We start from the raw sequence: 17,024 nt of genomic DNA on the forward strand, positions 1-17,024 counted from the left end.
CCCTGCTTTGTCCCCTGTGCCCTGCCCACGAGGCCGCCGCCCCGGACCCACCCTCCCCCGCCGGGGAGCACCGGCATGAGCCCCACCCGCGCCGCCGCCCCCGCCGCGGGGGAGTTCAGGGCCTTCGTGGCTCGTCTCCACTTCTATATCGGGCTGCTGGTCGGCCCCTTCCTGCTCGTGGCGGCCGTGACCGGCGTGCTCTACGTGCTGACGCCGCAGCTGGAGAACGTGCTTTACCGGGAGGTGCTGCGGACCGCCTCCGCTGGCCCAGCGCAGCCGCTGGCCGCCCAGGCCGAGGCGGCGCGCGTGGTGGCCGGCCCGGGCGCGCAGCTCGCGGCCGTCCGCCCCGCGCCGGCGCCGGGCTGGACCACGCGCGTGCTGTTCGCCGACCCGCGCCTGGGCGAATCCGAGAACCGTGCCATCTTCGTGGACCCGGTGACGCTGGCGATTACGGGCGACATGACCGTTTACGGCACCAGCGGCATCCTGCCCTTCCGCACCGCCATCGATCAGCTGCACCGCACCCTGCTGCTGGGTGACCTGGGGCGTTTCTACAGCGAGCTCGCGGCCTCCTGGCTCTGGATCCTGGCGCTGGGCGGGATCTGCCTGTGGCTGTGGCGCCGGACCGGGCAACTGTCGCGGCAGAACCCGGCGAACACCCGGTTGCGGACGCGGCGGCTGCACGGGCTGCTGGGGGTTTCGGTGTCGCTGGGGCTGCTGTTCCTGTCGGCCACCGGCCTGACCTGGTCGCGCTGGGCGGGCGGGCGGATCGACGGGCTGCGCGACGTCCTAGGCTGGAACACGCCGGCGGTGACCATGACGCTGGAGGCGCCGGGCCTCGCCACGGCGGCCACTGGGCCGGAAGCGGGCGGCGACCATGCCGAGCACCGTGGCGGCGACGTGCCCGCCGCGGAGGGCGGGGCGGCAAAGGGCACCATGGGCGACATGTCGGGCATGGACATGGCCAACATGGAAATGCCCGGAATGGCCATGCACGGCGATGGCGTGGCCCAGGGTGCCGGCACCCCCATGCACCGCGACGGCACGGCAAAGGAGGCCGACGCGCCCGGTGCCGAGGCGGCTGACCCGGTGCGGCAGCTCGACGCGGTGCTGGCAGCGTCGCGTGCCGCCGGCATCGATTCTCCCATGGTGGAGGTGCGGCTGCCGCGGCCGGGGCGGGCCTGGATGGTGCGGGAATACGACCGCTCCTGGCCGACGCAGGTGGACACCATCGCGCTCGACCCCGCCTCTCTGCGGGTGACCAGCCGGGCGGATTTCGCGACCTTCCCCCTGGTCGCCAAGCTGATCCGCTGGGGTGTCGACATGCACATGGGCATACTGTTCGGCGTGGCGAACCAGGTTCTCATGGCGGTGGTGGGGCTGGGCCTCGTCGGGGCGACGCTCTACGGCTATCGGATCTGGTGGCGGAACCGTCCGGCGCCGGGGGCCCTGCCGCGCACGCTGGTGCAGGCATGGCTGCGGCTGGGCCTGCCGGTGAGGGCAGCCGTGGTGCTCGTCGCAGCGGCGCTGGGATGGATGCTGCCGGTGGCGGGGGGCAGCCTCCTGCTGTTCCTCCTGATCGACCTGCTGCGCTGGCGCTTCTCGCAGCCGGCGGCGCGGGTGCTGCCGGCGGAATAGCCTCACTCCGAGGTCCGGTCCCGTGGCAGTTCTGCCATGGGACCGTCGCCTCGCCGGACATAGGCTTTGCGGGCGATGACTCCGACGGCTCCATGGCTCTAGAAGTCGCCTCCACGGATGTCATGGTCACTGGGGCGGTACGTGCCGCGCGGGGAGTTGGAAGCGGTATGGCGCTGACGGAGCAGCAACAGGGGGAACTGGCGGAAGCCCGTGCCCAGCGGCACGAGACCCGGCGCCCCACGGTGCCGGCGCTGGAGGAGATGCTGTTCCAGCCTCTCGAGGTGCTGGACCACGGTTTCGTGCGGGTGGTGGACTACATGGGCGACGACGCCGCCGTGGTGCAGGCGGCGCGCGTGAGCTACGGCCGCGGCACCCGCGCCGTGTCGGAGGACCGGGGGCTGATCCGCTACCTCCTGCGGCACCGGCACTCGACGCCTTTCGAGATGTGCGAGCTCAAGCTCCATGTGAAGCTGCCGATCTTCGTGGCACGGCAGTGGATCCGCCACCGCATGGCCAACGTGAACGAGTATTCCGCCCGCTATTCGGTGCTGGACCGGGAGTTCTACATCCCCTCGCCCGAGGCGCTGGCGGCGCAGAGCAGCAGCAACCGGCAGGGACGCGGCGACATCCTCCAGGGCGAGGAAGCGGCGCGGGTGCTGGACATCCTGCGCACCGATGCCGACCGCAACTATGACCACTACGTCGAGATGCTGAACGAGGACGAGGCCGGGCAGCCGGTCGACCCGTCGCGGCAGGGGCTGGCACGCGAGCTCGCGCGGATGAACCTGACGCTGAACGCTTACACCCAGTGGTACTGGAAGACCGATCTCCACAACCTACTGAATTTCCTCAGCCTGCGGGCTGACGCGCACGCGCAGTACGAGATCCGCGTCTATGCCGACGCCATCATGCAGGCGGTCGAGGCCTGGGTGCCGCTCTGCGCCGAGGCCTTCCGCGAGTACCGGCTGGGTGCCGTGACGCTGTCGGCCCGGATGCTGGAGATCGTGCGCGCCATGCTGGCGGGCGAGGCGGTCTCGGCCGAAACCTCGGGCCTGAGCAAGCGCGAATGGCGCGAGCTGATGGCGGTGCTGGGCCGGGCGTGAGCCGGACGGCCGCACGAGGCCTTGCGCCGGGCGGCGACGCACCCGTGGCGGGCACGATGCCCCCGCGCCAGCCGCGCGCGGGGCGCGATGCCTCCGGCGAGGGGGCGTCACGTCGGCCGGGCAAGGTGTCGTCGCGAAAGCCCGAAGGCTCCGGCGACGCGGCCCGTGTCGGCAACGCCCAAGGCAGCTCCCGCAATGGCCCCGGCGGCCCAGGTCGCGGAGGATCCGGCACGGCCGGCGGCAAGCGCGGCGGGACCCGCGTGGTGCGGGGCATCGTCCGGCGTGCCGGACGGGGCGCGGGCGGGCCGTCGCGGCCCTGGTGGCGCCGGCCGATCTCGGTGACGCTGATCTTGGCCGGGCTCTTCGTGGGCCTGCCGGTGGCGCAGGCCCTGGTCGGCGAGATCGGCGCGGTGATGCTGGGCTGCCTGGTGGCGGGCTTCGCGCTGGGGCGCGCGACGGGGTGAGTGCCCGGCGGCGCCGCCGCCCCTCCCGAGACATCATCGCTCCTGAGCGTGCTCCCGCCGCCATAGGTCTCCTGGCATATCTCTGTTACGACAACCGGGTCGGTCGTTCACGCACAGGTCCCCATGGTTACGAAGCTCGTTACCGCCCTCCCCGGTGTTCGCCGGCTGCGAGGGGCGCTCCACGACATCAACCACACCCTGGGCCAGGTCGGCTCCGCCCAGGGTGAGCTGCGCGAGGAGGTGGAAGCGCAGCTGGCGGAAACGCGCGCCAAGCTGCTGGAGCTTTCGGACGAGGTTCAGCGGCTGACGGAGAATGTGTCCCGCACCGCGCCGGCGCAGCATGCAACCGGCGCCGCCGTGCCGGACGAGGCCGCGCTGTCACCCAACGGGGCGTCGCCGGACCGCGCCTCCGACACGACCCTTTCGGACCGGCAGATCTCGCGCGAGTTCCAGCGCGCGGCGCTGCGCAACCTCCCGTTCATCATGGGCGACTACAAGGTCGCGCCGAACTACGTCACCTTCGAAGGCTTCGCCGGCGCAGCGGAAGACCTGACGGAGAACATGGGGTTCTTCATCAACGGCCGGCGCTGCAACCACGAGGAATACCCGCGCCCGGCGCCGGATTTCGACGGGCGCTTCACCGAGGTGCGCGGCAGCGCCTATGCTGTGCGGGCGCGGCTGCGGGCCGATACCCTGGCGCTGGCGGATGAACGGGGCTTCCTGCGCTTCGACGCTTCGCCCACCGGCGTCTACGTTCCCGGCGCTTGGCGCAAGGCCATGCACGTGATGCACCCGGCGCGCGAGCGCTTTCCCGTTCCCTCGGCGGCCAACCTCATGCGCGTGGTGGGCGAGGCGCATGAGGGCCGCTTCCTCAATGGCGGGGCGACGCTGTTCCGCAACATCGAAACCCTGCTGGCGGAACTCGGCAAGAGCTGGCGCGACGTTCCGCGCATCCTCGACTGGGGCTCCGGCGCCGGGCGGCTGACCCGCTACCTGATCCAGCACAGCGGCTCCGCCGTGACGGGCGTGGACATCGACCCCGACAACGTCGCCTGGTGCCGCGAGAACCTGGCCGGCGGCACGTTCGAGCAGATCCCGCTGCTGCCGCCGACGCGCTTTCCCGACGCTTCCTTCGACCTGATCATCGGCGTCTCGGTGATGACGCACCTCAAGCGCGAGGTGCACGACGCCTGGCTGGCGGAGTTGCAGCGCCTCCTGGCGCCGGGCGGGATCATCCTGCTCTCGGTCCAGGGGCCGACGCAGTACGCCTACAACAGCTTCTCGCCGCGCGTGTACCGCGAGGCGGAAGAGCACGGCTTCGTGGACTTCACGCCCGACGGGGCGCTGGACGAAGTGCTGGAGGACAAGGACTACTACCGCGGCGCCGTGCAGTCGCGCTGGTTCATCGCCGAGGAATGGGGGCGCTATTTCGAGGTCCTGGCGATCGAGGACGCCATCGCCGCGCTGCAGGACTTCGTGGTGATGCGCCGCCGCACCGACGAGGCGCAGCGGGAGTGGGAAGGTGCCCGCCGGCGTCGCCTGATGACCGAGGCCCGGCTGACCGGATCGCGTGCCCTGGCGGAGGGCGACGACGACGGCAGCGCCGCCTACTGGTCGGTGGCACCGGAGGATCAGGCCGAGGCGGTCGGCTGGTACTGGATGGCGCACCCCATGGTGCAGGCGCGCATCAACACCCTGGTGTCCGGCCGGCCGGACCAGGATGCCTATGGCCGCTTCGCGCAGATCTGGACGGAGCGTGGCAACAGCCTGCCGATCGGGCGGGCGCTGTCGATCGGCTGCGGCTTCGGCGGGCTGGAGCGTGACCTTTGCGCCCGTGGCATGGTTGGGCGCATCGATGCCTTCGACCCCGCACCTGGCGCCATCACGGAAGCGCGCCGGCTGGCGGCCGAAGCAGGCTTCAACGATATCCACTACCAGGTGGGCGACCTCGAGAGCCTGGACTACCCGGCGGAAAGCTTCGACGTGGTCTTCGCCCACCAGTCCGTCCACCATGTCGAGCGGCTGGAGGAGCTGTTCGCCAAGGTGAAGCGCCTGCTGAAGCCGGGCGGGCTGTTCCACCTGCACGAATATGTCGGGCCGAACCGCTTCCAGTGGACCGAAGAGCAGATGGAGTACGTGAACGAGCTGCTCGACAGCTTGCCGCGGCGCCTGCGCCGCACGCCAACCGGACAGAAGCCGGCTCAGGAGCGTGCGACCGTGGAAACCATGATCGCCGTCGATCCGACCGAGGCGGTCCGCTCGGCCGACATCCTGCCGCTGCTGCGGCAGCACTTCACGGTGGTGGAGGAACGTCCTTTCGGCGGCACGCTGGTCCACCTGGCGCTGGGCAACATCGCCCAGAACTTCCGCACCGACAGCGCGGAAGACGTGGCGCGGATGCAGGCGTTCTTCGCGCTGGAGGACCGGCTGATGCGCGAGGGCGTGATCGGCAGCGACTTCGTGGTGGTCACCGCCGCGCGGAACTGATCTGCGGACACCCGTGTACCTTGGCCGGGTGCCGGAAGGACCACATCCCGGCACGGAAACGGGCTGAGGGCAGCCACCTCGGTCCGGCGCGCCCGCCGCCGGGTGCAGGCGGGGGTGGGAAGCGCGTCTCCGCGTGTTAAGAGACTTCTGAAGCAGCCCGGGTCCAGCCGCGCCCCGCCCCGGATGGATCCCGGGCGACGCGGACGATCCCCACCGGCGATGAGGAACAGAAGCTGATGCGTTTCGCGGTGGACCGCCTCGATCACCTCGTCATCACCTGCCGGGACCTGGAAACCAGCGCGTCCTGGTACCAGCGGGTACTGGGCATGGAGCGGGAGGCCTTCGGACCGAAGAACCGCACCGCGCTGCGCTTCGGCGGACAGAAGATCAACCTGCGCCCGGTGGACGCCACGGATGAGGACTGGGAAACCGGCCGGCACCCGGCGCCGGGCGTGCAGGACCTGTGCTTCGTGGTCGCTGTTTCGGCGGAGGATGTGGTGTCGCACCTGCGCGACTGCGGCGTCACCATCACCGACGGGCCGGGGCCGAAATACGGGGCGCTGGGGCCGATCACCTCGGTGTACTGCCGTGACCCGGACGGCAACCTGATCGAGATCGCGACCTACTCCAACGAGCGCTGAGCGCCGCGCGGCTCCCGAGCGGAGGCATCGTTGCGGCACCTCGTGAAGCGTTCCTTCACGCTGGCGGGGCACCGGACCTCGGTGGCGCTGGAGCCGGATTTCTGGACGGTGCTGGACGCGCTGGCGGCACAGCGCGGCGAGGCCCTGGCGCGGCTGGTGGCCGAAGTTGACGGCGGTCGGCCGGATCCCACCGTGCCGCTGGCCTCGGCGCTGCGGGTGCTGGCGCTGCGCACAACCATCACCGGAGGAAACGGCGCGTGAGCGACACCGCCCTGCCCGGCTTCTTCGACGCCTTTCCCATGCGATCCGTCGCGGAGGCGGCGCTCGACTCGGTGCTGCGCGAGGTGGAGGCGCCGCCGCTGACGCTGCTGTTCCTGTGGGGCCGCGACTGCCCGAACTGCGACATCGCCAAGCGCGCGATCCTGCAATCGCCTGAGCGCTTCCGCTGGCCCGAGCTGCGCTGGCTCCACTGCAACGTTTACGACGATGCGGCCATGGCCACGCGCTTCTCGCTGCATGGTATTCCGGTGTTCTTCGTGTTCCGCGGTGCGCGGCTGCGCGGGCGGATCACCGGCTGGCCGGGTGCCGCGGCCTTCACCGCGGCCGTGGCGGGGCAGATCGGCGAGCTGCCGCCGGGCGCGTGAACTGTGCCGCCGCGTTCAGCGGCTGCCACGGCGGGTGGTGATCTCGGCCAGGGTGACGGGGCGAAAGTCCCAGACATCCACCCCAACATCAGTCTGCCGGGTGAGCGGCTTCAGCGCGCCGTGGCTGTGGCCATGGAGATTGCGCCAGCCGCGGTGCATGTTGCGCCAGGAGCGGAAGGCGTAGTGGCAGAGCACGAGGCCGAGACCGTCGAGCGTGATCTCGGCGTAGGATTGCACGCTGTGCCAGCCGCCCAGCGAGAGCGTCGCCGCGCCGTCGTTGTTGCCGGTGATCAGGTGCTTGCGGCCATGCAGTGCGTCGAGTCGCCGCTGCATTGCCTCGGATCGGAGGTTCAGGGCGAAGTCGCCGAGGTGCCAGACCTCGTCATCCGGCCCGACGCGCTCGTTCCAGCGCGCCGTCATGGCCTCATCCATCTCGGCGACGGAGTTGAAGGGGCGGCGGTACAAGCCGCGCGCCCCGCCATGGCCGAAATGCGTGTCGGCGGTGAAGAAGACGGTCACGCGGCGGTCGGTGCCGCCGCGCTTCGCGAGGTCAGGCCGCGTCCTCGCGACGGTCGCGCGCCTTGACGTAGGCGATCGCGGCATGCTCGGCGCAGTAGGGACGGCCCGAGGTGGCTTCCGCCGTGCAGAAGCGAAAATCCGGCGTGCCGGGCTCACCGATCGGCCAGCAGCAGCTGCGCGCGCCCACGCGTGGGAAGGCGCGCACCACCGGCGGCGGTGGCGCGGGGCGCGTCACCTGGGCCACGGGCGGTGCGGTCACGGGACGCGGCGGCGGCGCGGCAGGGCTGGGCGTCGGGGCGGATTCGACCGCAGCGGCGGCGGGACGGGCCGCGACGCGCGGTGCCGGGGCGGGACGCGGCGTATCCGCCGCGCGTGCCTCGCTATCCTCCCGCCGGATCGGGCTCGGCCGGGCCGAAAGGTTCAGGCGATGCGCCTTTCCGACCACGGCATTTTTTGAGATTCCCATTCGTCGGCCGATCTCGGCCGTCGAATGACCTTCGGCCCAGAGAGCCTGCAACATCTCAATCGCTTCGGCGGTCCACTCCATCTGGGGGCTCCTCCGTCTCCAGCATCGCTAGATACGGTAGGTGAACGCCCCCCGGCTCCACAAGCTCCCGAACCGTTCGGAGCACGTAAAAGTTGTGGACGATTTGTGGAACCTGGGGAGAAGACTCGCATAAACCCGAGTCTTCATCACGCTTTGCTCAATCCAGCAGCGACTTGCGCAACATCCCGTGCACACCCTTCTCGCGGTTCACGGTCTGCGTCACGCGGAAATCCGCCGCGAGCGAGCAGAGCTTGTAGGCTTCCGCTGGCGACAGGGGCGTGCGCGAGGTGATGAAGCGGATCATCTCGCGCAGTGCCGTGCGCATCGCTTCATCCAGGTCCTCGTGCATGCCCATGCTGATGAAGTGCGTCGCGGTTTCCGCGCGCGGGTAGCGCAGCACCGGGTCGGCGGCACCGCCGCCCTTCTCGATGTCGAGTCGGAAGTGGCCGGTCAGGCACATCTCCAACGCGTTGATGCAGACCTCGCCGTCGCCCTGGACGCCGTGGCCGTCACCGGCCGAGAACATCGCGCCCGCAACATGGACCGGCAGGAACAGCGTCGCGCCCTCCCCCAACTCCTTGTTGTCGAGGTTGCCGCCATGCGCGCGCGGCTCAACGGTGGAGATGCGGCCCCATGCCTCCGGCGGCGCCACGCCCATCACGCCGAAGAAGGGCGCCAGCGGCAGCGTGATCTTGCGCGCCATCGGCAGGCGGCAGGTCCGTGTCGCGCGGTCCACCGGAATATGCGTGAGGCTGCGGAACGGGAAGTCGTCCGGCAGGGTGCCCATCAGCGGGCGGAAGCCGCAGTAGCCCCAGTCGGCGCCGAGTTCGATACGCTCCACGTCGATGCGCAACGCGTCGCCGGGTTCGGCGCCGCGCACCGCGACGGGACCGGTGAGCATGTGGCCGGGCAGCAGGCGCGGCAGGTCGGCCGCGTGGATGCGCGCCAGGGCCGGCGGCGTGGCGAGGCCGAGCGACGCCGGCGGCATCACCTCGGGCGGGCCGGAGACGCATTCCAGCACCACGAGATCACCGGGATCCACCGTGGCGACAGGCGGGAAATCCGGGTCGAAAGCCCCCCAGCGAACGGTGTCCGCGGTGGCGTCGATGCGGTGCGTGCTCGCCATGCTGCGATCCCCTTCTTGCTCGGTCGGAGTGTCGTGCGATTTCCCCGCCCTGGCGAGAGGCGAAGCAAGGCGCGTTCCAGCACACCCGGCCGATGCGAGTTGATGCCAGCCTGGAGCCTCACCGGCGTGCCGGGGTTCAGGCTTCCTCGAGCTTCCGCTTCGGCTTCTTGCCCGCCGCGAATTCCGCCACGAGGTCCACGAGGTGCCCGGCCTCGCTCAGCCGCAGCCCTTCCGGCGCGCTCAGAGCCCGGCCGCCGCGCGCCACGCGGCGCGGCAGGGTGGCGGCGTTGAAGCCCAGCTTCTGCGCCTCACGCAGGCGCGTTTCGGTTTGCGCGACCTGGCGGATTTCGCCGGAAAGACCGACCTCACCGAAGAACACTGTGCCGGGATCGGTGGGCTGGTCGGTGGCAGCAGAGGCGAGCGCGGCGGCGACGGCGAGGTCCGCCGCCGGTTCCGTCACGCGCAACCCACCGGCGATGTTGAGGTACACGTCGTTCTGCCCGAGCGTCATGCCGCAGCGGCTTTCCAGCACCGCCAGCAGCATGCTCAGCCGCCCTGAATCCCAGCCCACCACCTGCCGCCGCGGCGAGCCGCCGTTCGAGGGCGAGAGCAGCGCCTGAACCTCCACCAGCACGGGGCGCGTGCCTTCCAGCCCGGCGAAGACGGCGGAGCCCGAAACGTTGCCGCGCCGCTCCGCCAGGAACAGCGCCGAAGGATTGGGCACTTCCATGAGGCCAAGTTCGGTCATCTCGAAGACGCCGATCTCGTCGGTGGCACCGAAGCGGTTCTTCACGGCGCGCAGGATGCGGAACTGGTGGCCGCGGTCGCCTTCGAAGTAGAGCGTGGCGTCCACCATGTGCTCCAGCACGCGCGGGCCGGCCAGCGTGCCTTCCTTGGTGACGTGGCCCACCAGCACCAGCGCGAAGCCGCGTGCCTTGGCCAGCCGCGAGAGTTCCGCCGCGCAGGCGCGCACCTGCGACACGGTGCCGGGCGCGCTGTCGAGGCTGTCGAGCCAGACGGTCTGGATCGAATCGATGATCACGAGGCCGAGGTCGCGCTCATCCTCCAGGCTGGCGATGATGTCGCGCAGGTTGCTTGCCGCGGCCAGGCCCATCGGGGATTCCGACACGCCCAGACGCAGCGCGCGCAGCCGCACCTGCTCCACCGCCTCTTCGCCCGAGATGTAGAGGGTGCGCTTGTTCGCCGCGACGCGCGACGAAGCCTGCAGCAGCAGCGTCGACTTGCCGATGCCGGGATCGCCGCCCACCAGCACCACCGAACCCGGCACGAAGCCGCCGCCCAGCACGCGGTCCAGCTCGGCGATGCCAACCACCGTGCGCGGCGGCGGCGCGGCGCGGCCCTTGAGGCCTACGAACTCCACGCGGCGACCGCCGCCGGTGCGGCCGGCAGGTCCGGGCGAGCGGGTCTCGACGGTTTCCTCGACCAGCGTGTTCCACTCGCCGCAGCCTTCGCACTTACCCTGCCACTTCGCGTGGACGGTGCCGCAGCTCTGGCAAACGAAGCGGGTGACAGCTTTGGCCAAGGCGCGAACCCTCCGGCGACAACAAGAACGTGTCGCGAACATAGCGTGCGCAAGCCGAAAAAACGAGGGCCGTCGCGGCGCCGTTTCGCGTCGAGGCAGGAGGCCCGGGGGGGAGAAGCGGCCGTCACCACCCCGTGCCCCGAAAGGACCGCGCGGCCCGGTTGGGGCGGCGATCGCGGCGGGACCGGTGGCTGGTGACGGCCGAAAGGGAGAAGCGGCCGCCACCGTTTCCGCGTTCCGAAAGGATCATGAGCCCTGCGGCGGCGATCACGGCGGAACCGGTGCACGATGGCGGCCGGAGGGAAGAGGCGGCCGTCACGGCCCCGCGTTCCGAAAAGGATCGTCCCTCGCCCGTAATTGGGGGAGCGATCGCCGCGGAACCGGTGGCGCGTGACGGCCGAAGGGGAGAAGCAGCCGTCACCACCCCGTGTCCCGAAAGGATCGCGCAACCCCGTAGGGCAGCGATCGCGGCGGGACCGGTGGTTGGTGACGGCCGAAAGGGAGAGGCGGCCGCCACGGCCCCGCGTTCCGAAAAGGATCGCCTCTCGCCCGTGATGGGGGAGCGATCGCCGCGGAACCGGTGGCGCGTGGCGGCCGAAGGGGAGAAGCGGCCGTCGCGTCGCCGCGCCTCGAAAGGGCCGCGCATCCCGCGAAGAAACGGGGCGCGGCCGCGGCGAGGCCGGTGGAGCGCGACGGCCGGAAGGCTCAGGCCTTCGGCAGGTGCTCGCTGATGTAAGGCGGCAGGTGGAAGGCGCCGACCTGGATCTCGGGCGTCCAGTAGCGGGTCTTGCCGATGATGCCGGCGTGCTCGGCGCGCTCGCGCACCTGCTCCACCGTCACGTGGCGCGTCGCCGGGTCTTTGGCAGACCAGCCCAGCGTCATGAAGCCACCGACATAGGTCGGCACCGCCGCGACGAAGGCCCAGACATCGGCGAAGAACTGCTTGCGACGCAGGCTGGTGTCGCGCAGTTCCTCGGCCTGCATCGCCGGCACGCCGCACTGGTTCACGATCAGCCCATGGTCGGACAGCAGGCGCGCCGCGTTCTCGTAGAACTCGTCGGTGAACAGCACCTCGCCCACGCCGATCGGATCGGTGCTGTCGACGATCACCACGTCGAAGGAGGCAGGCGCCGCCTTGCGGACGTAGTCGATGCCGTCGCCCACGATCACCTCGGCACGCGGATCATTCCACGCGTCGCCGGCAACGCCTGGGAGGAACTCCTTGGCCAGGCGGATGACCTCGCCGTCGATCTCGACCATCACAGCCTTTTCGACGTTGCGGTGTTCCAGCACGCGGCGCAGCACACCACCGTCGCCGGCGCCGATGATCAGCACGCGCTTGGCATCGCCATGCGCCAGCAACGGCACGTGGGTCAGCATCTCCTGATAAACGAACTCGTCCGCCTCGGTGATCTGCACCACGCCGTCGAGCAGCATGACGCGCCCGTGCGAGGTGGACTCGAAGACCATGATGTCCTGGAACGGGGACTGAACGCGCGCGAGCTCACGCTTCACCAGGAAGCGCTGTCCCCAGTCGCTGTAGAGCGTCTCGTTCACCCAGCTGTCAGTGGCCATCGTCTTGTCCCCGCACAAAGAGAAAGGGCGGACCCTAGGGCCCGCCCTTGGTCAGTTCACGTGACGCTTCCGCGTCAGACGGTGATACCGCGGCGGTTCTCGCCGAGCTGCACGCGCTCCGGCAGGAAGCCGCGCTTCAGCGCCGGCAGAGCCTTGTACGGATCGCAAACGCCGCAGACGAAGATGTCGAGCGCGGCGAAGGCCTTCTCGGGCCAGGTGTGGATCGAGACGTGGCTCTCGGCCAGCACCAGCACGCCCGACACGCCGCCGTTCGGCTGGAAGTGGTGGAAGTGCCCGTGCAGAATCGTGGCGCCGGTCGCGATCGCGGCCTCACGCAGCACGTCGTCGATGTGCGCGGGGTCGTCGAGGTTCGTCGCACCCCACAGATCGATGATCAGGTGCGTGCCCGCGAAGCGGATGCCGTCCTTCTCAACGAAATAGTCCTTTGCCTCATCGGCGCCGGAAGAAAATCCCTGGGCGTCGCTCGGAAGTTCCGAGACCATCCCCAGCGGAGCGGTAAGAGCGTCCATGTCGGCCCCCTATTGTTCCACCAGAAGACGACCTGTGAGCCGGCGATGCCGATCAGGTCAGTTGCGGAGCGGCCATATGGGGCAAAGGGGGTGGGGGGGCAAGTGAAATTGCGATTTTCCGAGCCGAAAAAAAAGCGGTGCTCCCCCGCGCCATGCAGGAAGCTTAGCGCGAAGAAGCTGCATCCGTCCGCAATGGCTCCAGCCTTCCCGGAAATCCCCGGAAAAGGTTCAGTTCAGCTTCCCACCGGGGCAGTTCCGCCACGGCGCGCACCGGGTCCCTGGTCAAAGCCTCCAAGGCCTGGGCCGACGCTCCGTCACCCATCTTGCCGCTCCAGCGCCGGCGCAGGGCCACCGAGCGGCGCGCGTCGCCCGACAGGGCCGCAAAGGCCGCGGCACGCGCCACGATGCGCCGACGCGCCTCGCCCGGCGCGTCCGGCGTATCCTCGGGCGTGACGGCAACGGGCGTGTCGCTGCCGGACAAGGTGTCCTTCGCGGCGGGTGTGCCGGGAACCGGCGCGTCGGCGGTGGTAACGCCGGGAATGGCGCCCGGCTGCTCCGCCAGCGTCGAGAGCGCCTCGGTTGCGCCGGCCCAGTCACGGTTCTGCGCCAGCAGCGCCGCCAAAGGCTCCAGCCCGGCCGGACCCATGGCCCGCAGTGCGGCTTCAGCCTCGGGCAGGCGGTTCTGCCGCGCCAGGATCTGCGCGTTCAGCAGCGCGCGGCGATCGGCCAGCGGGGTCGCAAGATCTGGAGCGTCGCTGTCGGACAGAACCGAGGCAGCGCCAGCAACATCGTTCAGGTCGAGCCGCAGCGCAGCCAGGCGGGCGCCCAGCGCGGCGCGAGGCGTGCCCGTGGTGCCCGCCATGACCCGCGTCAGCACCGCGGCGGCACGATCGGACAGGTCCAGTGCCGCCAGCCGGTCCGCCAGCAGCGTGAAGGCTTCCGAGCCACCCTCGTCGGTGGGCATCAGCTCGCGATTGGCATCGGCCAGCGCCACGGCCTCCAGCGGCGGTTCGCGCCGCAGCGCGTCCACCAGGGCGGCGGTCATCGGCGCGCGCAGCGCCGCGGCGCGATCGGGAAACAGCGTTCGCGTTTCGGCCAGCAGCGCCAGGGCGTCGCGCGGGGCGCCGCCCTGCAGCCGCAGCGCTGCCACGCGCATGCGCGTGTCGAACTCCGCGTCCTCGTCGCGCCATGCAAAGATGGCGGGCTCCATCGCCTTCGCGGCCCCGGCGGCGTCGAGCTTGCCGCTGCGCAAACGAAGTTCCGCCGCACCGCGGATCGCACGGGCCCGTGACGGACGGTCCTTCTCGCGCGACGCCTCATCATAGGCGGCGAGAGCCTCGTCGGTCTTGCCTTCCGCTTCCAGCAGACGGGCCTTCGCTTCGGCAGCGCCGGGAATATCGGGCAGCGCGGCGAGGAGACGGCGCGCCGCCGCTGCTTCCCGCCCCGCCAGCAAGGCTTCGAGCGCACGAGGCGCGAGGCGGTCGCGCAGCGGCGCGGGATAAGCCAGCAGCAGCGGCAGCGTGGCGGCGAGTCCGGGCGCGGCCTCAGCCTCCTTACCCGCCGCAGCGCGCGCCAGCGAGCGCCAAAGCACCACCTCGTCGCTCGGCGGCAGGGTATTGTCGCGCAGCGCTGCCGCCTCGGGCAGACGCCCCGCCAGCAGCGCCGCGGCGGCCTGCAGCGCACGGACGCGGCCGTCCAGCCCGGCACGCGGGTCCTCCTGGAAATTCAGCCGCAGCATGGCCTGCGCTTCCTGACCCAGGCCCAGCGCCAGCATGGTTTCCGCCGCGTCCCGGCGCAGAGCGGCGCGCTGCAGGGGCGCGGCCGCGGCCAGCGCCGCTTGCTGGTCACGAAGGCGGTTCTGCGCCGCCACGGGATCGAGCGCGGGGAGGTCGAACAGGCGGGTCATGCTCGCGGCCTCACCGGACAGCCCGGACGCCGGGGCCGTGCCCTCCCCCGCGCCGCCGAGCACGAAGCGTTCCACCCCAGGGCGCAGCGACACGGCGTCGCCGCGTGCCAGCAACGCGACCCCCAGCGCCGTGGGCAACAGCTCGGCCTGTGGCATGCGTCGCGCCTGCGACACGGCCTGCGCGGGCTCGCTCACGGCGCCCACCAGCAGCGGCAGGCCGGTTTCCGGGTCGGCGATCGCCACGACGCGCGCCGGCCGGGCGGCGCGCAGCACCAGGGAACCGTCCTCGGCCTGAAGGGCGATGGTGCGGCCGACCGCCGGCTCTCGCCTCGGCTCCAGCCGCCAGGTGTCGCCGTCGCGCGTGACTGCCAGCGTGGCGGGTGCCGCGAGACGGAAGCGCAGCACCGTCGCCTCGGGCAGCTGGAGAACGTCGGCTGCCCCCAGCACCGGGTCGCCGCGCAGCGCAGCCGTGTCGAGTGGCAGCGCCGTATCGATCACCGCCAGGATCGCGTCGCCCCGACGCAGCACGGCGAGCCCGGCCTCGGCCGGCAGGCGCATGGCCACCGCCCGCCCGCCATCCGGCAAGGGGACCAGGCGCAGCGCAACGGCGTTGGCGGGGGGCAGCGCCGGCGGGGGAGATGTCACGCCGCGCTGCACCGCGGAGGGCGCGGCGGGAGGTTCGGCACGCCGCGCCGGCGAGGTCTGCGACTCCACCGCTTCAACGGCCGGCGCCCCGGAGGCGGCGGAGTTGGAGGGGAGGCCCAGGCCAGGCGGGCCCGCGGCGACGGGCCCGGCGGCCGCCACGGGGTGGCCGACGTTTGCCGCGGCGGGCGGCAACGTCGTGCCGACAGGGGGCGCTGCGGGGTGGGCCAGGGCGGGCGGCGGGGTCGCGGCCTCGCGCAAGGGGGAACGGCGGTTGTTCGGAGGGTCGATCAGGTCCAGCACCACCCGGTTGCCCAGTCGGAAGGTGCGCAGGCGGGTGCCCTCACGCAGCGCCAGCGACACGCCGTCGGGCTCGATCCGCAGATCCAGGACGTTGCGCGGCAGCTTGTCCGGAAGATGAAAGTCGGCGTGCGGGGCGAAATGCACGATCACCCGGCCATCCGCTTCCTCGATGCGGTATTCGGCGCGGTCCGGCCAGTCGAAGACGACCCGGCCTCGATCGGGATGCTCACCGCCGCGCACCGGCACGGGCCCGGCCTGGGCTGCGTCGGCGAGAAAAGGGGTGACGAGGAGGAAGGAGCCCAGAAGCAGCGCGACGGCCTTTTGCCGGTCACGGATTCGCATGGAGTGTTGAACCTCAGTCGAAGCTGGCGAGCAGGGCGTCGATCTCGGCCTGCGACGTCGCGGCGGCCGGCAGCTGCGGGCCGTTGGCCAGGCGCTCGCCCTCCGTTCGGGCGGCCTCGGCCGTGATCACGGCGGAAGGCGGCGGGGCGGACTGGCCCTGGCCACCGAAGCGTTGCGTCACCTGCTGCACCCTTCGCTCGATCTCCTTCAGCGCGGTGACCACCTTGCCGATGCGCTGGCCGGTGATGTCCTGGAAGGAGCAGGCTTCATAGATGCGCGTCACCGCCACGCCAACCGTGTCGGCCGCCGCTGCCGGCAGGCTGGGCGCCAGCTTTTCCAGGGTTTCGCAAACGTCCAGGATCTCGTTGGTGGCCGTGGCGGTGTGTTCCACCACAGCGTCGAGCTCATCCGTCGCGGCGGGAATGTGACTGCCGTTGATATCCTCCACACGCAGGGCCGCGATCTCGGCCTTGGCCTCGGCCACGGTGCGGCCAAGCGCCTCGAGCTCGGCCAGCATCACGGCCTCGTTGGCGGTGATGTCGCCGTTCATGCTGGCCAGCACGGCGCGCACCGCCTGTTCCACGCGGTCTTCTCCACCCCCGTGCTGCTCAGGCATCGACCAGGACCTTGGCGATCTTCTCGCGCAGCGTTTCGGCGTTGAAGGGCTTGACGATGTAGTTCGACACGCCGGCCTGCTTGGCGGCGATGACGTTCTCGGTCTTGCTTTCGGCCGTGATCATGATGAAGGGCATGTTCTTCAGCCGCGCGTCGGCCCGCACTTCCTTGAGCAGGTCGAGACCGGTCATCGGCACCATGTTCCAGTCGCTGATGACGAGGCCGAAGTTGCCGGCGCGCAGCTTGGCCAGGGCTTCCTGCCCGTCGGTGGCTTCCTCGACGTTCTCGAAGTCGAGCTGCTTGAGCAGGTTGCGGATGATGCGCAGCATCGTCTTGTAGTCGTCGACGATCAGCACGTTCATGTTCTTGTTCATCGCTCGCCTTTTCGCTGTCCCGTGA

The 17,024-nt window shown here is 70.8% G+C and carries 16 protein-coding genes; 7 read left to right on the plus strand and 9 right to left on the minus strand.

Translation table 11 applies throughout. The annotated features are described in order from the left end of the window. The first annotated feature begins 75 nt into the window (after positions 1-75). The 7 genes from ACFFGY_RS04520 to ACFFGY_RS04550 all read left to right on the plus strand — a co-directional run bounded on the left by ACFFGY_RS04520 (position 76) and on the right by ACFFGY_RS04550 (position 6,977). Positions 76-1,638, plus strand: coding sequence for a PepSY-associated TM helix domain-containing protein (locus ACFFGY_RS04520; RefSeq protein WP_377043214.1), 1,563 nt, complete (start codon positions 76-78; stop codon positions 1,636-1,638). A gap of 167 nt (positions 1,639-1,805) precedes the next feature. Continuing rightward, entirely contained in the window at positions 1,806-2,741 is a 936-nt protein-coding gene (gene thyX / locus ACFFGY_RS04525; protein WP_377043215.1) for an FAD-dependent thymidylate synthase, read from the plus strand. A gap of 263 nt (positions 2,742-3,004) precedes the next feature. Then, the gene (locus ACFFGY_RS04530; RefSeq protein ID WP_377043216.1) at positions 3,005-3,205 is read left to right on the plus strand and encodes a hypothetical protein; all 201 of its coding nucleotides are present in this window, start codon (positions 3,005-3,007) and stop codon (positions 3,203-3,205) included. Between the two features lie 123 nt (positions 3,206-3,328). Next, positions 3,329-5,692, plus strand: coding sequence for a class I SAM-dependent methyltransferase (locus tag ACFFGY_RS04535; RefSeq protein WP_377043217.1), 2,364 nt, complete (start codon positions 3,329-3,331; stop codon positions 5,690-5,692). Positions 5,693-5,928: 236 nt separating this feature from the next. After that, complete coding sequence (locus ACFFGY_RS04540) at positions 5,929-6,333, plus strand: VOC family protein (RefSeq protein ID WP_377043218.1); 405 nt, start codon at positions 5,929-5,931, stop codon at positions 6,331-6,333. Positions 6,334-6,363: 30 nt separating this feature from the next. Then, entirely contained in the window at positions 6,364-6,594 is a 231-nt protein-coding gene (locus tag ACFFGY_RS04545; RefSeq protein ID WP_377043219.1) for a ribbon-helix-helix domain-containing protein, read from the plus strand. Beyond that, a complete protein-coding gene (locus ACFFGY_RS04550) occupies positions 6,591-6,977 on the plus strand; it encodes a thioredoxin family protein (protein ID WP_377043220.1) in 387 nt (128 codons plus the stop codon). Before ACFFGY_RS04545 ends, ACFFGY_RS04550 begins: the two co-directional genes overlap by 4 nt. 15 nt (positions 6,978-6,992) lie before the next feature. On the opposite strand, the gene ACFFGY_RS04555 is transcribed toward ACFFGY_RS04550, so the two are convergent. The 9 genes from ACFFGY_RS04555 to ACFFGY_RS04595 form a co-directional block, all read right to left on the minus strand. Next, complete coding sequence (locus ACFFGY_RS04555; protein ID WP_377043221.1) at positions 6,993-7,496, minus strand: metallophosphoesterase family protein; 504 nt, start codon at positions 7,494-7,496, stop codon at positions 6,993-6,995. Positions 7,497-7,527: 31 nt separating this feature from the next. Next, the gene (locus ACFFGY_RS04560) at positions 7,528-8,043 is read right to left on the minus strand and encodes a GcrA family cell cycle regulator (RefSeq protein ID WP_377043222.1); all 516 of its coding nucleotides are present in this window, start codon (positions 8,041-8,043) and stop codon (positions 7,528-7,530) included. A 157-nt stretch (positions 8,044-8,200) separates the two neighbouring features. After that, positions 8,201-9,169: an acetamidase/formamidase family protein gene (locus ACFFGY_RS04565; RefSeq protein WP_377043224.1), complete on the minus strand. Its 969-nt coding sequence runs from the start codon at positions 9,167-9,169 to the stop codon at positions 8,201-8,203. A gap of 136 nt (positions 9,170-9,305) precedes the next feature. Further along, entirely contained in the window at positions 9,306-10,712 is a 1,407-nt protein-coding gene (radA, locus tag ACFFGY_RS04570; RefSeq protein WP_377043225.1) for a DNA repair protein RadA, read from the minus strand. Between the two features lie 705 nt (positions 10,713-11,417). Beyond that, positions 11,418-12,287 (minus strand): polyamine aminopropyltransferase, encoded by an 870-nt coding sequence (gene speE / locus ACFFGY_RS04575; RefSeq protein WP_377043226.1) that lies wholly within the window; start codon positions 12,285-12,287, stop codon positions 11,418-11,420. Positions 12,288-12,361: 74 nt separating this feature from the next. After that, positions 12,362-12,817 (minus strand): adenosylmethionine decarboxylase, encoded by a 456-nt coding sequence (speD, locus tag ACFFGY_RS04580; RefSeq protein WP_377043227.1) that lies wholly within the window; start codon positions 12,815-12,817, stop codon positions 12,362-12,364. Between the two features lie 163 nt (positions 12,818-12,980). After that, a complete protein-coding gene (locus tag ACFFGY_RS04585; protein WP_377043228.1) occupies positions 12,981-16,010 on the minus strand; it encodes a hypothetical protein in 3,030 nt (1,009 codons plus the stop codon). Between the two features lie 13 nt (positions 16,011-16,023). Continuing rightward, the gene (locus ACFFGY_RS04590) at positions 16,024-16,626 is read right to left on the minus strand and encodes a protein phosphatase CheZ (RefSeq protein WP_377043229.1); all 603 of its coding nucleotides are present in this window, start codon (positions 16,624-16,626) and stop codon (positions 16,024-16,026) included. Beyond that, positions 16,619-16,999 (minus strand): chemotaxis response regulator CheY, encoded by a 381-nt coding sequence (locus ACFFGY_RS04595; RefSeq protein ID WP_377043230.1) that lies wholly within the window; start codon positions 16,997-16,999, stop codon positions 16,619-16,621. The genes ACFFGY_RS04590 and ACFFGY_RS04595 overlap by 8 nt, the downstream gene beginning before the upstream one ends. Positions 17,000-17,024 lie beyond the last annotated feature (25 nt).

The sequence above is a fragment of the Roseomonas elaeocarpi genome, assembly GCF_042433915.1.
GTDB lineage: Bacteria > Pseudomonadota > Alphaproteobacteria > Acetobacterales > Acetobacteraceae > Roseomonas > Roseomonas elaeocarpi.

Bases quoted from the DNA above. Each gene is read 5' to 3' on its own strand.
- ACFFGY_RS04520 (WP_377043214.1), top strand. From the start codon at position 76: ATGAGCCCCACCCGCGCCGCCGCCCCCGCCGCGGGGGAGTTCAGGGCC.
- thyX (WP_377043215.1), top strand. From the start codon at position 1,806: ATGGCGCTGACGGAGCAGCAACAGGGGGAACTGGCGGAAGCCCGTGCC.
- ACFFGY_RS04535 (WP_377043217.1), top strand. From the start codon at position 3,329: ATGGTTACGAAGCTCGTTACCGCCCTCCCCGGTGTTCGCCGGCTGCGA.
- ACFFGY_RS04540 (WP_377043218.1), top strand. From the start codon at position 5,929: ATGCGTTTCGCGGTGGACCGCCTCGATCACCTCGTCATCACCTGCCGG.
- ACFFGY_RS04560 (WP_377043222.1), bottom strand. From the start codon at position 8,043: ATGGAGTGGACCGCCGAAGCGATTGAGATGTTGCAGGCTCTCTGGGCC.
- ACFFGY_RS04565 (WP_377043224.1), bottom strand. From the start codon at position 9,169: ATGGCGAGCACGCACCGCATCGACGCCACCGCGGACACCGTTCGCTGG.
- speE (WP_377043226.1), bottom strand. From the start codon at position 12,287: ATGGCCACTGACAGCTGGGTGAACGAGACGCTCTACAGCGACTGGGGA.
- speD (WP_377043227.1), bottom strand. From the start codon at position 12,817: ATGGACGCTCTTACCGCTCCGCTGGGGATGGTCTCGGAACTTCCGAGC.
- ACFFGY_RS04585 (WP_377043228.1), bottom strand. From the start codon at position 16,010: ATGCGAATCCGTGACCGGCAAAAGGCCGTCGCGCTGCTTCTGGGCTCC.
- ACFFGY_RS04590 (WP_377043229.1), bottom strand. From the start codon at position 16,626: ATGCCTGAGCAGCACGGGGGTGGAGAAGACCGCGTGGAACAGGCGGTG.
- ACFFGY_RS04595 (WP_377043230.1), bottom strand. From the start codon at position 16,999: ATGAACAAGAACATGAACGTGCTGATCGTCGACGACTACAAGACGATG.